The organism is Neisseria elongata subsp. elongata, assembly GCF_900113545.1.
GTDB lineage: Bacteria > Pseudomonadota > Gammaproteobacteria > Burkholderiales > Neisseriaceae > Neisseria > Neisseria elongata.
Map to the genome: position 1 here is coordinate 71,581 of NZ_FOPS01000005.1, position 17,764 is coordinate 89,344.

Sequence of the window (17,764 nt, forward strand, 5' to 3'; positions counted from 1 at the left end):
GTACACTTTATTTTAATTAAAATCATATGGTTATGTGTTTTGGTAGACAACTTAGCGTAAATTAAGTTGCGCACTTCGGTGTACTACTATACTATGTTTACAACTTCAAACGGGAACTTGTAAAGAAGTATAACTGATTTGGACTTGATCTTTAACAATTTGGAAAAAAGCCGAAAAAAGACGGGTATGCCCCGCCGCCCGATGTGATGAAACAGATTCAGGCGCGGAAGCTGGAGGAGGCCTTGGGCGGACTGGCAGATTTACCCTCGCCCACGGAGATGGAAGGCAAACCCGCCGTCAGGAATGAAGAAACCCCACTCGCCCTGCCTGAAACGGTGTGTATTGTCGATGGTTCGACCGAGCAACAGCGTTTATGCGAATCATCGCGCCGTGGTGTACTGGCGGCGGTTGAGCGGGTAATGGCCGAAGCGGGCGTATCGAAGGAGGCGGCGATTACTACTGTTTTGACTCAGGCGAAGATGCCGGGCTTCGAGCATATTGCGAAGCTGTTTTCCCTTGCGGCGGATGGGCGCGGCGGCGGCGGAAAGCTGCCGAGCGTGCGGACAATCAAGCGTTGGTTTGCAGCCCGCGAACGTAACAGCCTTGCGCCGAAAATGTCGCAGAAAGATATGAACGTACCGTCTTGGCTGCCGCTGTTTATGGAATGCTACCGTCTACCGATGAAACCGTCAGTTGCCGAAGCTTACCGTTTTTTTTTACGGCGTCTGGAATCGGACGGGAATGAATGCCCGAGTATCCATACCGTGCGCCGCTGGTTGGACAAGGTGGGCAATGTGGAGCGTGAACGCGGACGACGCGGGGCGCGGGATTTGAAAAATATCCTGCCGCACAAACGGCGCGATTTTATGCATTTGAAACCTGCCGCTATCTACACCGCCGACGGTCATACGTTTGATGCGGAGGTGTTGAATCCGTTATCTGGGCTGCCGTTCAGACCTGAAATCACGACGGTCTTGGACGTTGGCACAAGACGGTGTATGGGCTGGAGCGTGGGGCTGGCGGAAAGCCGGTTTACCGTGCTGGAAGCTTTAAGCCACGCAAGCCGCGCGGCCATCGGTGCGCTCTGGTATGTGGACTGGGGCAAGGGCTTTGAAAACTTGATGATGACGGATGAGGCAACCGGTCTGATGGGCAGGCTGGGCATGACGATGACGCATTCGCGGGCTTATCCCCGTACGCGGTATCAAGCCGTCATCGGACAAAATGTTGCGGATTGAGACCTTGCAGCCGCACATGGCAAACGGGCTGATCCTGCTCAACCCCGACCAAAAGACGCTGATTAGCCAGTTGCGCCATTTCCCGAAAGCCGATCACGACGACGGCCCCGATGCGCTGCATATGCTGTGGATGGCGGCCACCAGCGGCCGCGCAACGGAAAACATGAGGGCTTACGAAATCCCCGTTGTGCCCTTTACCATCTAATTTGTCAGGCCGTCTGAAAAGGTTTCGGACGGCCTGAGGAGTAAAAAATGTTCGGATTGATTAAAGGTAAAAAACGTCAGGCCGCCGTCAAACACCTGACCGCGGCCACCGAAGACGCACTGTCGAATATGTTTGCCGATATGACGGGCAACGACACCCTGCTTGCCCGCCTCGGCGTGGGCAGGCAGCACGCCTTCGATGTGGTTTACGCCGACGATGAGGTGGCCGCCTGCACCGAAGACCTGCGCGCCGCCATGCTGGCCAAACCGTGGCGGCTGTACGGCGACGGCCTGTCCGAAGAGGACAAAGACCGCCTGTGGAAAATGCTGCGGCAACATATGGCCGCACTGGCGGAATCAGTCATCGATGCGCGCCTCAACGGTTACAGCGTGGCACGCTACGTCTACGCGCAGGGCGACGACGGCATCCGCATCGCCAACGTATCAAGTAAACGGGGCGAGTTGGAACGTTTCGTCCCCTACCGCGACGGCAGCCTGATGTACCGAGGCACGGCGGGCGAAGAGGTGTGCGACACCAATGTGATGTACCTGTTTCTGACCCACCGCGCCACCTCGACCAACCCGGCCGGGGAAATGGCGGCCGCGCGGCTGTACGCCCCCGTCGCCTTGCGCAGCAAAGGCTTCGTCTTTGCCGCCCAATTCATCACCCGCTACGCCCAGCCCTATATGGTGGCCAAAATCAACGCCGGTACGGACGAGGAGCACCGCGGCTTCATGCGGCGGTTTATCGACTTTCTCGGCGGCGGCGCAGTCAGCATCGAGCGCGAGGACGATGTGAAGATGCTGCAAAACACCGCAGACGGCCAGGCCTTCAAACGGCTGGAAAACCTCGCCAACGCCCGCATCCAAAAAACCCTGCTGGGCAAGGTCAAGACCAGCGACCTTGAGACCGGCAGCCGCGCCGCGCAGGAAACCGAAGAAAACAACCGTGCCGAACGCATCGCCTCCTATCTGGTCATGCTCTCCCGTGCCGCCCAGCATTTCGTCGACGCCGCCGTCATGGTCAACAATGCCTACGGCAGGCCGATTCATGCACCGAAAGGCGTGTGGTTCGAGTTTGACGACGAAGTGCGGATAGACAAAACCCGTGCCGAGCGCGACAAAATGTACCTTGACGCCGGGCAGCTGGTATTGACCGAAGAATACTACCGCGACGTGCTGGGCTTTTAGGCATTAAAACCGACCAAGCGCGCTCGGAGCTGGCCAAGGTCAAACAATCCTATGCCGAACTGAAGGCAAGCGGCACGCTGACCAAACGCGAATTGAAACAGGCAACCGCCGCCTATACGGCCAGAGTGCGCGAACTGAAGGCCGAATTGAAAGGCGTGCCGTCCAAACTCAACCCTATTGCCGCCTCCGTGCGCGGCATGGGTGGGGCAATGCTGGGCGTGGCGGGTGTGGGCGGCGGCCTGTATGCCATTAAAGAGGGTTTACAGCAGGTCGTGCAGGCGACGGCGGAATATGCCGCCAGCCGCTGCGCGATGCCGGCATCGTGGCGGACGAAACGGCGGCCAAGGTCGGCAACATCGGCGGCGAGGCGCAGAAAGCCGCGCAGGCGGTGGAGGCCGCGTTCGCCAAAATCGGCGTGGACGTGGGGCAGGTAACGGACGGCATCATCACCGCCGCCCAATACGACCAGGCCGTCGCACAGGTCAAGGTGCGGACGGACGAACTGGCCGCCGCCTCCGCCGCCGTCGGGCAGCAGGCCGAAACGGGCTACGCGCAGGCATCGCAGGCCGCCGAACGCTACGGCCATACAGTCAGGCAGGCCGCCGACGGCCACAAAGAGGTCGGCCATGCGGCGCAGGCATCCGCCCAAACGGCGGGCGGCGCGTGGGGCAAGATGACCGTCAACGTCCACGACTACCTGAGCATGACGCGCGAACAAATCCGGGCGATGGGCGACGCGATGAAAACCCTCACCCCTTTGGGCAGCATCGGCACGGCGGGAATCAACGGCGGCTTTAAAGAGTGGGCGGCAAGGGTTAAAACCTTCAAAGACGGCGTCAGGGAGGCGGAGGCGGCAACCGAGGCACTCAACCGCGCCGTATCGGACGGCACGGTGAATATGGAGATGATTAACCGTGCCACCGCCGCCGCCACCTTGCAATTCGGGCGGCTGGACGATGCCACGTTGGACAAACTCAATGCCGCCGTTGCCGCCGCCCGCGACAAAATGGCCGCCCTCAAAGACGAAGCGGCCGATACCGTGGCCCAACTGCAAACCGAGCTGGCCCGGTTGCGCGGCGACGGCGAACAGGCCAGGCGGCTGGAAGAAGAGCGCAAACTGCGCGAATTGAACGTGAAGCTGGCCGAAGCCGAAGCGCAGGGCAACAGCGAGGCCGCCGCCCGATACCGGCAGGCCGTCTCCCTGCAGCGGCAGATTTACCGCGAACGCGCCGAGCAGGAAGAGCAGGCCGAAAAGGCGCGGGCGGAAAACCCGCAGGCCGGCCTTGCCGCCGCCTTCGAGGCCGCGCCGCCGCAAATCGGCATCCCGCTGTCCGACCTGCAACGCCTGATTGAGGCGCGGGACAAACGGGTGCCCGTCTTCCGCAAGGGCGACATGATCGTCATCGGCAACCGCCTCAAACAGGATTTGGGCGGCAGCTTCACGGGCGGCCAAACCGTCGCCCTCGCGCGGCAGAACCTTGACCGCGCCTGCCTGCTGGACGCGCAGGGCAAACACGTTTCGGCGGAAAAATACAGCATCGATTTGGCGGCGGGCAAACTGACCTTTGCCGAGCCGTTGAGCCTCGCAGGCCACACCCTGCCGCTGACCGCCGTCCTCGCGTGGGAGGAGGAAAACCGCATCACGGCCGCCGACGTTTCAGGCCGTCTGAAACTGCAAACCCCGCTGACCCGCGACTACCCGCAGGAAGGCACATATGTTTCCTCCGCCCTGGTCGGCGGCGACCTGCTGGTACGCGCCACCGAACCGTTTGCACAAAAAACATGGGACGGCGTGTGGGCGGAGGCGGTGCGCGGCGACCCGATACTGGCCCGCCTCAATACCGCCAACTACCCGATGGCACTGAAAAGTAACGGCGCGGTAACCGAACGCTGGCTGATCCGCTTCACGGGCGAGAACACCTACCAACTGTACGGCGAGACGCTGGGGCTGGTGGTGCAGGGCGACACCGTTACCGACCTCGCCCCGCCGAACCCCGCCACCGGCAAACCCTATTTCACCTTACCGGCGGCCGCGTTCGGCGGCGGCTGGTCGGCGGGCAACTGCATCCGCTTCAACACCTACGGCACGCCGATGCCGGTGTGGATATTGAGGAGCGTGCAGCCCTCCGCCGCACGGCAAACGGAAAAAGACGGCTTTACCGCCTGCCTGCGCGGCAACACCGTGGCCGAATAACATTTCGAAAGGAAAAAATCATGTTTCAAACCGAACGCGTGCCCGTCACCGTCTACCGCTCCACCGACGAGGGCGCGCCGCAGCTTTCCGCCGCCGCCGGCAGCCTGAAGACCGTTTTAAAAGCCTGCCTGACCAACGGCTACGGCACAAAACAGCCGCTGGGCTGGGAAATGCAGTATGAAGACGGCCACGCCGCCTGCTGGCGCAGCAAGCACAACCGCGCCACGGGGGCGGTACTTTCCCTTGACGACAAGGGCGGATACGGCCTGATGCAGGTGTTTCAGACGTCCTCCTCCGCCACGGCGGGCGACAAGCCGCTCATCAGGTACGATTCCGGCTACGACAAGTTCTCCTATTACTCCCGTAACGCAGCCAACGCCTGGGTATTGGTCGGCCATGCGCGCGGATTCGTCCTCATCCTGCCGACCGACAAGAACGCGCTTGTCCCATTCCTTATCTTCGGCGACTACGCGGGATTGGGCGTGTCGCATCAGGAAAATGTTTTTGTTGCGGGCATATTTTCCAATGGCACAGAATACAACTCCTCGAGTAAAGGAATCCGTTACTTTACTTACGATTATCTGGCCGTCAAAAAAAGCATCGACGTGAGCATGGTGTCGCTGGCCGATACCTATGGCGGCAAATACCCGTCTCCCGTCGCCAACGGCTTCTCGGCCTCGGAAATCTACCTTACCGAGGGCAGGGCGGGAAAAGACACACCCCTGCGCGGCCTGCTGCCGGGCATCCTCCGTATTGCCGAGGAAATGCCCGATTTCACCGCCGTCCCCGTCGGCACGGTTTATGACAACCTCGACGCATCGGGCGATGCCTACCTGGCCTTTAGTGCAAACAGCACATGCGACTCTTAAAGGTATAAGATAATCCCCATTTAACAGACCATTAAACGGGGATAAATTTGGGCAAAAGCTGATGGGTGAGTTAAAATTTTCGCAACTTTTGTCATAGATTCTGTGCGCGACTTTTGTCACAGCCTATGACAAAACAAATGCAAAACTATGACAAAACTCGCGCGACCTTACACTTTTCAGGCCTTTTTTCCTGCCGAACCGGACTTCACCGTACACATATAGTGGATTAAATTTAAAACAGTACGGCGTTGCCTCGCCTTGCCGTACTATTTGTACTGTCTGCGGCTTCGTCGCCTTGTCCTGATTTAAATTTAATCCACTATAATTGTGCTTTCCCGCTTTCTTCTATCCGACCTTGGGCAAGCGGCAGGCCCGCAAAACAACAGCCGGTTTCAAAAAATCCTGCTTAAACAATCCTGAACGGTATCAATCGCATCAAATTCGGCTTGCGGTTTTTATGCGTTTATTCATTGCCTATTCAGGACATTTTCCAAATTTCACGATATATTCGTAAGCCTTGCGATAGCTGGACTTCCCATACAGCACATCATCAACCATACACTTTCCGCCATTGCAGGAAATCTTGAAATCATTATCGACCCGGCGTTTCCCCTCAACCAAATAATGCGCGTGCACCATGCCGTTCGGACGCACGGAAATCTTCAATTTCTGCACCCACGGCACTTCGCTGTCGCCGTTACTGAAGCCCAATTGATAATGCTCGAACAACTCGCATCCCATCGGCTCGTCCCGATAGACAATCTTCTCCCCCTTGCGGACAATCCGTTTAAACTCAGGAGAGGCATATTTCATAAAACCTTGTTCCCGATAAATCTTTTCCACCAAACGGATTTTCTCCGCATCCCGGTCATTACCAGCCCATGCCGTGCAAACGGCGCAAAGCAGCATAGACAACATCACACCCTTCGTTTTCATATTATTTCCTGTCAAACCAAAATCGCCATATTCTAATTTCCACCAGCCCGTACGGCAAATCAAACCTCAAGGCCGTCTGAAAACGCTATAATCACGGCCGCCGCCTTTTCAGACGGCCCGAACACCATCAAGGAAAGCATCATGGATTTAACCGAAACCCAAATCAGCAGCGAACCCATTTTTAACGGCACATTTGTCACCATCGCCTGCGACACCGTCCGCCTGCCCAACGGCAATGACAGCAAACGCATCGTCATCCGCCATCCCGGGGCTGCCTGCGTTTTAGCCGAAACCCCTGACAACAAAATCGTCTTTGTCCGCCAATGGCGTTACGCCACCGGCCAAGCCCTGCTCGAACTGCCGGCCGGCAAACTCGACGCAGGCGAAGACCCTGCCGCCTGCGCCCTGCGCGAACTGGCGGAAGAAACGCCTTATGCAGCCGAAAAAGTGGAATTGGCCGCCACCTTCTACACCGCGCCGGGATTCTGTGACGAAAAAATGTACCTCTACCGCGCCTTCAACATCAGCAAAAGCAGCAACCTGCAACCCGACCAAGACGAATTCGTCGAAACCGTGCTGCTGGACCGTCAAGAAGTACTGGCCGCCGTCAGAAACAACGAAATCCAAGATGCAAAAACCTTAATCGGCCTGCAGCACTGGCTACTGGCAGAGGCCGTCTGAAAAGGCCGCCAACTGCCCTACCCTGCCTTTCAGACGGCCTCCACCGACAACCGGCATCATCCGCCAACTGTCAAAGCCACACTAAAACCTTTATAATCCCGCCGTCTGCCACACCGAAGCAAAACAACGGAGCACAAAATGGACTTTGCAAAAGCACGTTTCAATATGGTCGAGCAACAAATCCGTCCGTGGGACGTGTTGGACTTCGACCTTCTCGACGCACTGGAAGCCATCCCGCGCGAAGCCTTTGTCGGCGAGGAACAGAAAAACTATGCCTACGCCGACCTTGCGCTGACCCTACCTAACGGCGGTACCATGCTGGAACCGAAAATCGTCGCCCGCATGATTCAGGGGCTGGCCTTGAAAAAGACCGACAAAGTGCTGGAAATCGGCACTGGTTCGGGCTATGCCTCTGCCGTCTTATCCAAACTGGCGGCGGAAGTGGTTACCGTCGATATCGACCCCGAACAACAAGCGCGCGCAAAAGCCGTACTGGACGGATTGGGCTACGACAACATCGTTTTCCAAACCAACGACGGCCTGATGACGCAAAATGCCGCCGCCCCGTTTGATGCCGTATACGTCGGCGGCGCGGTGGACGACATCCCCGAAATCTTGAAACAACAATTGCGCGACGGCGGCCGCCTGATTGCCGTTACCGGCAGCCATCCCGTTCAGCGCGCCCGCCTGATTACCCGGAACGGCGACAGTTTCAGCGAAAAAACACTGTTCGACACCCTGATTCCCAACTTGAACGGTAAAAAAGCCGCTCCTTTCGGCGGATTCGATTTTTAAACCATACTTCCATGATGCAGCTTGCGGCCGGGCATTTCCACCCGGCCGTTTCTACTCAAAGGCCGTCTGAAAACGGCAAACCGCATTCACACAAACCGAAATCCGATTATGTACGACATCCCGCAACTGACCCCGCAACAACTGCAAGACAAACTCTCCGCATCCTCCGATATCCTGCTGCTGGACGTACGCGAACCGGAAGAAGCCGCCCTCTGCCGCCTGCCGAACAGCATTCTGATTCCGATGAACGAACTATCCATGCGCCAAAACGAATTGCCGGACAGCAAAGAAATCATCGTCTATTGCCACCACGGCATCCGCAGCCAATATTGCGCCCTCTATCTGGCCGACGCCGGCTTTGAGCAAACGGCAAACCTGAAAGGCGGCATCGACGCGTGGGCGCGCGAAATTGATCCTGCCATGCCCCGCTATTGACCGGCTGCCCTTTTCGGATAAACAAAGGCCGTCTGAAACTATTTTTTAGACGGCCTTCATTTACTTCAAATATTTGCTTTAAACATTCAAACGCGGGTAACGCGCCGGACATTCGGAATGCTGTGCAAGGCGTGGATAATGCTGTTTAACTGTTTCAAATCTTTGGTTTTGATTCGGAACTTGAATTCGATGAACCCTTCCGTGCCCGATTGGCTTTGGGAAGGCGTATCCACTGCCTCGATATCCGCCCCCTGCTCCGACATGGCTTGCGCCATTGCCGCCAGCAGTCCGTGGCCGTCTTGCGAAGCAACCAGCAAATTGGTGTGATAATTGCGCCCGCCTATGGCCTCCCAATCTGCATCCAGTTGCTGGTCGGAATCGCTTTTCAGGAGGTTGGGACAAGTATCGCGGTGGATGATGATGCCTTGATCCTTAATCAATACCGCACGGATGGCATCGCCCGGAATAGGGTTACAGCAGGGGCCGAGGTGGACACGGCCGGTCTCGTTACCGTTGATTTTTATCGGGCTGAGTTTGACCTCGCCGCCCAAATGCTGCCCGGCCAATTCGGCAATATGCATCGCCACGGATACAGGCAGGGTATGCCCCATACCGACGTTGTACAACACATCTTCAAAACTGGTCTGCTTTTCAGTCAAATCATTCAGATAGGCTTCTTTCAGTTCTTCAGACAGTAAAACATCGCGCGGCAACAGGCTGGACAGGGCTTTTTGCAGCAGGCTCTCACCCAATTCCACCGCATCGTGCCGGTTCATGTTTTTGATGTAGCTTCGAATCGCGCTGCGTGCGCGGCTGGATACGGCAAAACTCAGCCAAGCGGCATTCGGCCGTGCCTGTTCGGAGGTAATGATTTCCACCGTATCGCCGGTTTTCAGCGGAGTGCGAAGCGGAACCGGGCTGTTATTGACCCGGGCGGCCACGGTGCTGTTGCCGATGTCGGTATGCACCGCATAGGCAAAATCGACGGGGGTCGCGCCTTCGGGCAATACCAATATCCTGCCTTTGGGGGTAAAAATGTACACTTCGCTGGGGAAGAGATCGACTTTGACGTGTTCCAGGAACTCAATCGCATTTGCCGAGCGTGCCTGCAAATCAAGAATGTTTTGCAGCCATTTGTTGGTATTGAGCGTTGCCTGATCGAGTTTGTCGTCGCCGGATTTATATGCCCAATGGCTGGCCACGCCGCTTTCCGCCACTGCATTCATCTCGCGCGTGCGTATCTGGACTTCTATCGGCAGGCCGTGCGGGCCGGTCAGCGTGGTATGCAGGCTTTGGTAGCCGTTGCTTTTCGGAATGGCGATATAGTCTTTGAATTTTCCCGGTTTGGGCTGGTATAGATTGTGCAACGCACCCAATGCGGCATAGCAGGCCGGGATGCTGTTGGTAATCACGCGGAAGCCGTAAATATCCATCACTTCGTCAAAGCGCAGGTGTTTGTTGCGCATTTCCTGATGGATGCTGTAGAGGTTTTTTTCCCGCCCTTTGATTTGCGCTTCGATATTGGCGCCGACGAGGCGTTGGCTGAAAGCGGCCAACACCTTGCCCACCACGTCGCGCCTGTTGCGGCGGAAATTGTTCATGGCTTTTTGCAGCGTGCGGTAGCGGGCGGGATGGATATTTTGAAAAGCCAAATCCTGCAATTCCCGATAAACGGGATTCAAACCGATACGGTTTGCAATCGGGGCATAAATTTCGAGCGTTTCCTGTGAGATGCGGCGGCGTTTTTCCAGCCGCATCGAACCCAGTGTACGCATATTGTGCAGGCGGTCGGACAGCTTGACGATGATTACGCGCATGTCTTTGGTCATCGCCAAAATCAGTTTGCGGAAACTTTCCGCCTGATGTTCGGTTTGGTTGTCGTACTTCAGTTTTTCCAACTTGGACAAACCGTCCACCATATCGGCAACGGTTTCGCCGAATTCCGCCGCCATTTCCTCTTTGGTCGTACCGGTGTCTTCCAAAACATCGTGCATCAGCCCCGCACTCAGGGTTTGAAGGTCCATGCGCCACTTGGCCAATTCCGTCGCCACGGCAATCGGGTGCGTGATGTACGGCTCGCCGCTTTTACGCGTTTGCCCGTCGTGCGCACGGAAGGCATAGGCGCACGCTTTTTCCAAACGCTGCTTGTCTTCCTGGGAAAGGTAGGAGGCGGTTTTGAACAGCAGGCTGCGCGCTTCGGCAGTCAGCGGGTCGTAAGGGGCGGTGGCTTGAGGCGCAGACATTTTCAGACGGCTTGTTTGATATTATTTGCTGCGGTTCAGGATGTCGGCTGTAATTTGGCCGGCGGCAATTTCGCGCAGGGCGGTAACGGTGGGTTTGTCGTTACGCACATCGTCCACCAGCGGCGCAGTGCCATTTTCCAGTTGGCGGGCACGGCGTGCAGCAGCAAGGGTCAGGTCGAAATGGTTGGGGATTTTGTCGGAACAGTCTTCTACTGTAATACGTGCCATGTTTTACGTCCTTATCGATAATAAATTGTTTAAAATAGGGAAATTAGAAATTTTCGGACAACAGTCCTTCAATGAAATTTTTCTGCCGCGCCTGGGTTTGTCGTTGAGAACGGATAATCGCGCTCAATTGTGCTTCAGCTTCTGCCAAGTCGCAGTTAACAACCACATAGTCGAACAACAGGGATTGTTCGATTTCGCCGCGTGCCTGCCGCAGCCGTTTCTCAATCACTTCCGCGCTATCGGTGTTGCGGCCGCGCAGGCGTTCCGACAATACGGCAAAACTCGGCGGCAGGATAAAAATGCTGACGGCCTCCGGCAGCGCACGGCGCACCTGCTCCGCACCTTGCACGTCGATTTCCAGGATAACGTCGAAACCTTCGCGTTGCAGTGCTTGCAGACCGCTGAAGCTGGTGCCGTAGTAATTGCCGAACACATCGGCATGTTCGAGGAATTCGCCTTTGCCTATCATGCCCTCGAATTCGGCCGTACCGACGAAATAATAATGTTCGCCGTTCCTCTCGCCTTCGCGCGGGGAACGGGTGGTATGGGAAATGGAAACGCGGACATCGGCATGAGCCGACAACAGCCGGGAAACCAGTGTGGTTTTACCCGTACCGGAAGCGGCTGAAATGATGAAGATATTGCCGGGAGTCGGTTTGTTCATGATAGTAAAATCGGCTTAATAACGGCTCTTGATTATAACGCATCCCTCTGCGGAATAGAAAATTTGTTACAATGGGCGTTTTTGATTTCAGCCATGAGGATACGGCGGTGTTGATTCATCCCGAAGTGATGGGCGTGGAAGCCCTGTTTGAAAAAATGCGGAAAATTCCCAACTGGCCCGAGGAAGGCATTTTGTTTCACGACATTACGCCCATCCTGCAGAGCCCGCAATATTTCCGCTTGTTGGTGGATTTGCTGGTTTACCGTTATATGGATCAGAAAGTCGACGTTGTGGCCGGTTTGGATGCACGCGGCTTTATCATCGGCGCGGCCCTGGCTTATCAGCTGAATGTCGGCTTCGTACCCATCCGCAAAAAAGGCAAGCTGCCGTTCGAAACCGTTTCCCAAAGTTATGCGCTGGAATACGGTGAAGCAACGGTGGAAATGCACACGGATGCCTTCCATAGCGGCGCGCGCGTTTTGCTGGTGGACGACTTGGTAGCCACCGGCGGCACCATGCTTGCAGGTGCGGAACTTATCTGCAGACTCGGCGGCGAAGTGCTCGAAGCTGCCGCTATTTTGGAATTTACCGACCTGCCGGGCGGCAAACGCATCCGCGATGCGGGCATTCCGCTGTTTACCCTGTATCAAAACGAGGGTTGCATGCCGAAATAGAGAAAATCGGCTTCGCTTTCGTTACCGTGCCGACTTGCCTAAACTTAAAGAAAACGCTTTCCAAGCGTTGGAAGCAACAAGTTACTCGGTTCGTACGATTTATATTTATGGTTCATATTTACGGTTTGCCGATTTGCATCAATATCGGTTAAAACTTCGGCATGCGCCGCATTGGAGATAAAAAGGCCGTCTGAAAACCCGCGATAAAGGTTTTCAGACGGCCTTTTCATATTTAAACTGCTGCTGCCGCTTAAGACGGACGCTGCATCATCCAACTTTGGATTTTACGTGCATCATTGACGCGCGTGGTGGATGTGGGCGAATTGAGCAGGACGATGGTAACCGGTTCCCTGCCTATGCGGGCGCGCACGACCATCGAACGGCCGGACTCGCGAATATAGCCTGTTTTCTGCAATTCGATGTCCCAAGAACCTTCACGCACCAAGGCATTGGTATTTTTATAATCCTGCTGGCGGCCCGCGCTGGTATACACCGAGCCGTAGGTGGATGTGCTGTTTTTAGTGATTTGCGGATAACGGCTGGCCGCAGCGGCCAATTTATTCAAATCGGCGGCGGTAGAAACGTTGCGGTAATCCAAACCGGTCGGTTCGTAAAAACGGCTGTTGGCCATACCCAAGCTTTGCGCTTTGGCATTCATGGCGGCCACGAAGGCAGACATGCCACCCGGATAAGTACGGCCCAGCGCATGGGTGGCGCGGTTTTCACTCGACATCAGGCTCAAATGCAGCAATTGGGCGCGTGTGAGCTGCGTGCCGACAGACAGGCGGCTGCCCGTGCCTTTCAGCCGGTCGATTTCATCCTCGGTAATGGTGATGACTTCGTTCATATTCAGGCGCGCATCCAAAACCACCATCGCCGACATCAGCTTGGAAATAGAGGCAATCGGCATAACGCGGTTCATATTTTTTTGATACAGCACTTCGCCGGTACGGTTATTGACAATCAGGGCTGCCTGCGACGACAGCAACGGGCCGGCAATCGCCGCTTGCGCTTCCAGCATATCGTCCGGATTTTCGGCCAGGAAAGTACCCAACGGGTCTTGGTCGGATGTCAGGTTTTGCTGCAGAAACTGGCCGAGCACGTCCAAATCGTCGGCTAAAACGGGGGCGGAAGCCAAACTCAGACCGAGGAAGACGGCGGCGGCTTTTTTGTAAAACGGTGTAGAAAACATCAGGCTGTCCGTTAAATTAACAAAAAGAAATTCGGAAAGGGGCGGCGGGGCTCAAACCGACCGTGAGGCCGTCTGAAACACAGTTTGCCGGCGAAGCGGGCTTTGTTTTTTGGTTATACCGCCATCAAGGGATTGTTGTGTGCGCCTTGCTTTGAAGCAAGTCATTATTTTCCTTGAAAAGCAAACGGTTTGTAAAGCAAACATACGCAGTTTTGCATGAGTTTGCGTTTGGCGGTGGCCCCGCCCTTTCCTGCCGCACCTTGCGGCAAATTGAAAAAAGCACGGCTGCTTATTATAATCCCCGTTTTTTCAGACGGCCTTAGGGCCGATTCAGACAAAGGCACACTCGATGACCACAGAAAACCGCCACTGCTCGTTTTGCGGTAAAGCCGAACAGGAAGTCAAACATCTGATTGAAGGCGAAAACGCCTATATCTGCAACGAATGCGTGGAAACCTGCGGCATCATGCTGGAAGGCGGGGACGACGCGGCCGCCGAAGGCAAAGCTTCCGCCACCGATGGGGACGGCAAACTGCCCACCCCGTCCGAAATCGTCGCCAACTTGAACGACCACGTTATCGGCCAGGAGCAGGCGAAAAAAGCCTTGGCCGTTGCCGTTTACAACCACTACAAACGCCTGCGCCATCCGAAAGCGGGCGGCGCGGTGGAGCTGTCCAAATCCAACATCCTGCTCATCGGCCCCACCGGTTCGGGCAAAACCCTGTTGGCGCAGTCTTTGGCGCGCAAACTGGACGTGCCGTTCGTGATGGCCGATGCAACCACGCTGACCGAAGCAGGCTATGTAGGCGAAGACGTCGAACAAATCATCACCAAACTTTTGGGCAAATGCGATTTCGATGTCGAAAAAGCCCAGCGCGGCATCGTCTATATCGACGAAATCGACAAAATCTCACGCAAAAGCGACAACCCTTCGATTACCCGCGACGTCTCCGGCGAAGGCGTACAGCAAGCATTGCTGAAACTGATTGAAGGCACGGTGGCCAGCGTTCCCCCTCAAGGCGGGCGCAAGCATCCGAATCAAGATTTCATCCAGGTAGACACCACCAACATCCTCTTTATCTGCGGCGGCGCATTTGCCGGCTTGGAAAAAGTCATCCGCCAGCGTACGGAAAAAGGCGGCATCGGCTTCGGCGCGGCAGTACACAGCAAGGACGAAAACGCCGACATCAGCGAACTGTTCGAAATCGTCGAACCGGAAGACTTGATCAAATTCGGCCTGATTCCCGAGTTAATCGGCCGCTTGCCCGTGATTGCAACTTTGGCCGAACTGGATGAAGACGCACTGATCAACATCCTCACCGAGCCGAAAAATGCCCTGGTCAAACAATATCAGGCATTGTTTGCCATGGAAGGCGCGGAACTGGAATTCGAACCGGACGCACTGCGCGCCATCGCCAAACTGGCCATGACCCGCAAGACCGGCGCGCGCGGCCTGCGTTCCATCGTCGAACGCGCCCTGCTGGAAACCATGTACCGCCTGCCCAACCTGCCGCAGGTAAAAAAAGCCGTCATTACCGCCGAAGTCATCGAAAACAACCGCCAGCCCGTCCTGCTGCTGGCCGACGGCAAAGAGTATCAAGACAACGCACAATAAGCGTGCAATCTTGGAGGCCGTCTGAAACCGAACAACTGGTTTCAGACGGCCTTTCCTTTTTCAGACGGCGGCATACCCGATTGCCCCCGCCCCCCACACCCCGCTATACTGCCGCCTTTCCCACATAAAACGGAGCACGCCATGCGCCACCCCAAATCCGCCGGCAACCGCCTGCCCGAAAAATGGTTCAGACGCGGCCTGTGGCTGATTGCCTTTATTTTTGCCTCCTTCCTCATCGGATTGGGCGGCAAAGTCATCAACGACCTGCCGTCCGTCGAACAAACCCGCGAATTGGACGACTACATGGGCGAAAAAGGGATATTGCTGCAGCAAGCCCGCGACCGCCTGAACGAAGAAGACACCCGCCTGACGGAAGAAGCGGAACGCTCCGCATTGGAATTGGAAAAACAGCGCAACCAAACCGCCGCCGAACAGCAAAGCCTGCAAAACTGGCTTGCCGCCCGCTCCGCTACCGAACAATCGGAACAAAATCCCGAAGTCATCGCCCGCACCCGCAAGCTGGACGAACTGAAGGCCAAAGAGCAAACCCTGCAACAACAATATGCCGCCATCCAGCAGCGTCAGCTCGACAACCGCCAGCAGCGCGACCGAAACGAAAAAGAACTCGAACAGGAGCAGAATAACGCATCAAAACTCAAAGAAAAGGACGACCGCCGCATCGAACTGCAAGTCTTCCTCTACCGCCTCGCCCTCACCCTGCCGCTGCTGCTTATCGGCGGTTACCTGTTCGCCAAAAAACGCCGCTCGCGCTGGTGGCCGTTTGTTTGGGGCTTCATCTATTTCGCCCTGTTTGCCTTTTTCGTCGAACTCGTCCCCTACCTGCCCAGCTACGGCGGCTATGTACGCTACGCCGTCGGCATCCTGATGACCATACTGATCGGCCGCTACGCCATCGTCGCCATGAACCGCTACCTCGAACGCAAGCGCAATGAAGAAGCACTGCCCGCCGACGAGCGGCAGCAGCAGATGGACTACGACCGCGCCCAGCAATGCACTGCCAAAGGCATCTGCCCTGGCTGCGAACGCCCGCTGGACTTCCAACATCCCGAAATGGATTACTGCCCGCATTGCAGCATCAACCTGTTTAACCGCTGCGTCAACTGCAACACGCGGAAAAGCGCGTTCAACCGCTACTGCTTCCATTGCGGCTCCGCAGCCGGCCCAAACGATACCGGTCATAAATAAACCTTCAGGCCGTCTGAAACACCCGGCAAACCGGCGCGCAACGCCTTTCAGACGGCCTAATATCCCCAAACAACAGGAGAATCAGCCATGCCCGAAATCAAATACCTTCCCGAACAACGCCGCTTCCAAATCGACATCGACGGACTCGAGGCCGGCTACATCGGCTACACTGAAGAAAACGGCGGTTGGAATGTCGTGCATACCGAAGTATCGCCGAACTTCCGAGGACGCGGCATCGCCAAAATGCTGGTCGATGCCCTGATGGCGCACGCCGAAGCCAACGGCATCCCGCTGAGTGCGGAATGCGATTATGCCGCACGCTTTATCGGTAATACGGACAAAGAGTAACGTTGAAAAAACCGCAATACTTCAAAGGCCGTCTGAAATGTATTTTTCAGACGGCCTTTGACGTTTGCCGCCATAAAACGGCGGCATACCGTTACGGTATTTGACAGATTTGACTATAATCCGCCCTTTCCTCCCAACCGAGACCCTTATATGGCTTTTGCATCCCTGTTTACCCTGCTCGACGACATCGCATCCGTACTCGACGACGTTTCCCTGATGACCAAAATGGCGGCGAAAAAAACCGTCGGCGTGGTCGGCGACGATTTGGCCTTGAACGCCAACCAAGTAACCGGCGTATCGGCCGACCGGGAATTGCCCATCGTCTGGCGGGTGGCCAAAGGTTCGCTGGTAAACAAGCTGATTCTGATTCCAGCCACGCTTCTGCTGTCGTGGCTGGCTCCCGCGCTGATTACCCCGCTGCTGATGCTGGGTGGCGCATATCTCTGCTTTGAAGGCGTGGAAAAACTGCTGCACCCCTTCCTGCACCGTCATGAAACCGGCCATTCGCCCGAAGCCGTTCCCGACGAACTGCCCGACGAAAACGATAAAATCAAAGGTGCAATCCGCACCGACTTCATCCTGTCGGCCGAAATCATCATCATCTCCATGGGTGCAGTGAATGCCGACTCAGGCATGCTGCAACAAGCCTTGATGCTCTCCGTCATCGGCATCGGCATGACCATATTTGTTTACGGCTTGGTGGCCATGATTGTGAAACTGGACGATTTAGGTTTATTCCTGATACGGCGCGGCGGCGCACAGAAAAGCGTCGGTAACGCCCTGCTGGCAGTTATGCCCGTTTTCATGCGCGGCTTGAGCGTCGTCGGCACACTGGCCATGTTTTTGGTCGGCGGCGGCATCATCGCCCACGGTGCGCCGTTCGTGTCCGATTTCCTGCACACCATGCATTGGGAGGGCGGCATCATGGGCAATCTGGCCAACCTAATTGTCGGCCTGCTGTCCGGAGCAATCGTTTGCGCCGTCGTCTTGCCGCTGATCAAACTGTTCGGCAAAAAGCATTAAACGGAAAACAGGCCGTCTGAAAGGAGCA

Annotated in this window: 18 protein-coding genes and 2 pseudogenes; 14 read left to right on the forward strand and 6 right to left on the reverse strand. The window is 56.1% G+C overall.

Annotated elements, in window-relative coordinates:
* Window positions 1-203: 203 nt before the first annotated feature.
* From BM261_RS06270 to BM261_RS06290, 6 genes and pseudogenes are all read left to right on the forward strand, one after another.
* Window positions 204-1,238, forward strand: a complete 1,035-nt coding sequence (locus BM261_RS06270; protein WP_143095753.1) for a hypothetical protein — start codon at window positions 204-206, stop codon at window positions 1,236-1,238.
* Window positions 1,180-1,443 (forward strand): annotated as a pseudogene (gene terL / locus BM261_RS06275) (phage terminase large subunit); the annotation flags it as partial. The gene BM261_RS06270 and the pseudogene terL, both read left to right, overlap by 59 nt.
* Window positions 1,444-1,490: 47 nt before the next feature.
* Window positions 1,491-2,633 (forward strand): phage portal protein family protein, encoded by a 1,143-nt coding sequence (locus BM261_RS06280; RefSeq protein ID WP_074896435.1) that lies wholly within the window; start codon window positions 1,491-1,493, stop codon window positions 2,631-2,633.
* Window positions 2,634-2,725: 92 nt separating this feature from the next.
* Window positions 2,726-3,067 (forward strand): hypothetical protein, encoded by a 342-nt coding sequence (locus BM261_RS12415; protein ID WP_143095754.1) that lies wholly within the window; start codon window positions 2,726-2,728, stop codon window positions 3,065-3,067.
* The gene (locus tag BM261_RS12880; protein ID WP_240317917.1) at window positions 2,956-4,827 is read left to right on the forward strand and encodes a hypothetical protein; all 1,872 of its coding nucleotides are present in this window, start codon (window positions 2,956-2,958) and stop codon (window positions 4,825-4,827) included. The genes BM261_RS12415 and BM261_RS12880 overlap by 112 nt, the downstream gene beginning before the upstream one ends.
* Window positions 4,828-4,847: 20 nt before the next feature.
* Complete coding sequence (locus tag BM261_RS06290; protein ID WP_074896438.1) at window positions 4,848-5,696, forward strand: hypothetical protein; 849 nt, start codon at window positions 4,848-4,850, stop codon at window positions 5,694-5,696.
* A gap of 192 nt (window positions 5,697-5,888) precedes the next feature.
* Here the strand turns inward: BM261_RS06290 and BM261_RS12420 are convergent.
* A pseudogene (locus BM261_RS12420) lies at window positions 5,889-6,029 on the reverse strand (IS5/IS1182 family transposase); the annotation flags it as partial.
* 141 nt (window positions 6,030-6,170) lie between these two features.
* Entirely contained in the window at window positions 6,171-6,632 is a 462-nt protein-coding gene (locus BM261_RS12755) for a hypothetical protein (RefSeq protein ID WP_074896441.1), read from the reverse strand.
* 141 nt (window positions 6,633-6,773) lie between these two features.
* On the opposite strand from BM261_RS12755, the gene BM261_RS06300 reads away from it, so the two are divergent.
* The 3 genes from BM261_RS06300 to BM261_RS06310 all read left to right on the forward strand — a co-directional run bounded on the left by BM261_RS06300 (window position 6,774) and on the right by BM261_RS06310 (window position 8,543).
* Window positions 6,774-7,313, forward strand: a complete 540-nt coding sequence (locus BM261_RS06300; RefSeq protein WP_074896444.1) for an NUDIX hydrolase — start codon at window positions 6,774-6,776, stop codon at window positions 7,311-7,313.
* 138 nt (window positions 7,314-7,451) lie between these two features.
* Window positions 7,452-8,108: a protein-L-isoaspartate O-methyltransferase family protein gene (locus BM261_RS06305; protein WP_074896447.1), complete on the forward strand. Its 657-nt coding sequence runs from the start codon at window positions 7,452-7,454 to the stop codon at window positions 8,106-8,108.
* Between the two features lie 108 nt (window positions 8,109-8,216).
* Window positions 8,217-8,543, forward strand: coding sequence for a rhodanese-like domain-containing protein (locus tag BM261_RS06310; protein ID WP_074896449.1), 327 nt, complete (start codon window positions 8,217-8,219; stop codon window positions 8,541-8,543).
* An 86-nt stretch (window positions 8,544-8,629) separates the two neighbouring features.
* Here the strand turns inward: BM261_RS06310 and BM261_RS06315 are convergent, their stop codons facing one another.
* The 3 genes from BM261_RS06315 to gmk are packed head-to-tail and all read right to left on the reverse strand — an operon-like array spanning window position 8,630 to window position 11,678.
* Window positions 8,630-10,786 carry a RelA/SpoT family protein gene (locus BM261_RS06315; protein ID WP_074896451.1) on the reverse strand — a complete coding sequence of 719 codons (2,157 nt, stop codon included), beginning with the start codon at window positions 10,784-10,786 and terminating at the stop codon, window positions 8,630-8,632.
* Between the two features lie 21 nt (window positions 10,787-10,807).
* A complete protein-coding gene (rpoZ, locus tag BM261_RS06320) occupies window positions 10,808-11,014 on the reverse strand; it encodes a DNA-directed RNA polymerase subunit omega (protein ID WP_049248220.1) in 207 nt (68 codons plus the stop codon).
* 43 nt (window positions 11,015-11,057) lie between these two features.
* Window positions 11,058-11,678 (reverse strand): guanylate kinase, encoded by a 621-nt coding sequence (gene gmk, locus BM261_RS06325; RefSeq protein ID WP_074896452.1) that lies wholly within the window; start codon window positions 11,676-11,678, stop codon window positions 11,058-11,060.
* A gap of 71 nt (window positions 11,679-11,749) precedes the next feature.
* Between gmk and BM261_RS06330 the strand changes: the two genes are divergently transcribed.
* Complete coding sequence (locus BM261_RS06330; protein WP_114910514.1) at window positions 11,750-12,352, forward strand: adenine phosphoribosyltransferase; 603 nt, start codon at window positions 11,750-11,752, stop codon at window positions 12,350-12,352.
* Window positions 12,353-12,602: 250 nt separating this feature from the next.
* Here the strand turns inward: BM261_RS06330 and BM261_RS06335 are convergent, their stop codons facing one another.
* Window positions 12,603-13,544, reverse strand: a complete 942-nt coding sequence (locus tag BM261_RS06335) for a serine hydrolase (RefSeq protein WP_074896453.1) — start codon at window positions 13,542-13,544, stop codon at window positions 12,603-12,605.
* Window positions 13,545-13,893: 349 nt separating this feature from the next.
* Between BM261_RS06335 and clpX the strand changes: the two genes are divergently transcribed.
* From clpX to BM261_RS06360, 4 genes are all read left to right on the forward strand, one after another.
* Window positions 13,894-15,159 carry an ATP-dependent Clp protease ATP-binding subunit ClpX gene (gene clpX / locus BM261_RS06345; RefSeq protein WP_074896455.1) on the forward strand — a complete coding sequence of 422 codons (1,266 nt, stop codon included), beginning with the start codon at window positions 13,894-13,896 and terminating at the stop codon, window positions 15,157-15,159.
* Window positions 15,160-15,300: 141 nt separating this feature from the next.
* Entirely contained in the window at window positions 15,301-16,365 is a 1,065-nt protein-coding gene (locus BM261_RS06350) for a zinc ribbon domain-containing protein (protein ID WP_074896456.1), read from the forward strand.
* Window positions 16,366-16,452: 87 nt separating this feature from the next.
* Window positions 16,453-16,713: a GNAT family N-acetyltransferase gene (locus BM261_RS06355; RefSeq protein ID WP_074896457.1), complete on the forward strand. Its 261-nt coding sequence runs from the start codon at window positions 16,453-16,455 to the stop codon at window positions 16,711-16,713.
* 150 nt (window positions 16,714-16,863) lie between these two features.
* Entirely contained in the window at window positions 16,864-17,736 is an 873-nt protein-coding gene (locus BM261_RS06360; RefSeq protein WP_074896458.1) for a DUF808 domain-containing protein, read from the forward strand.
* Window positions 17,737-17,764: the final 28 nt, after the last annotated feature.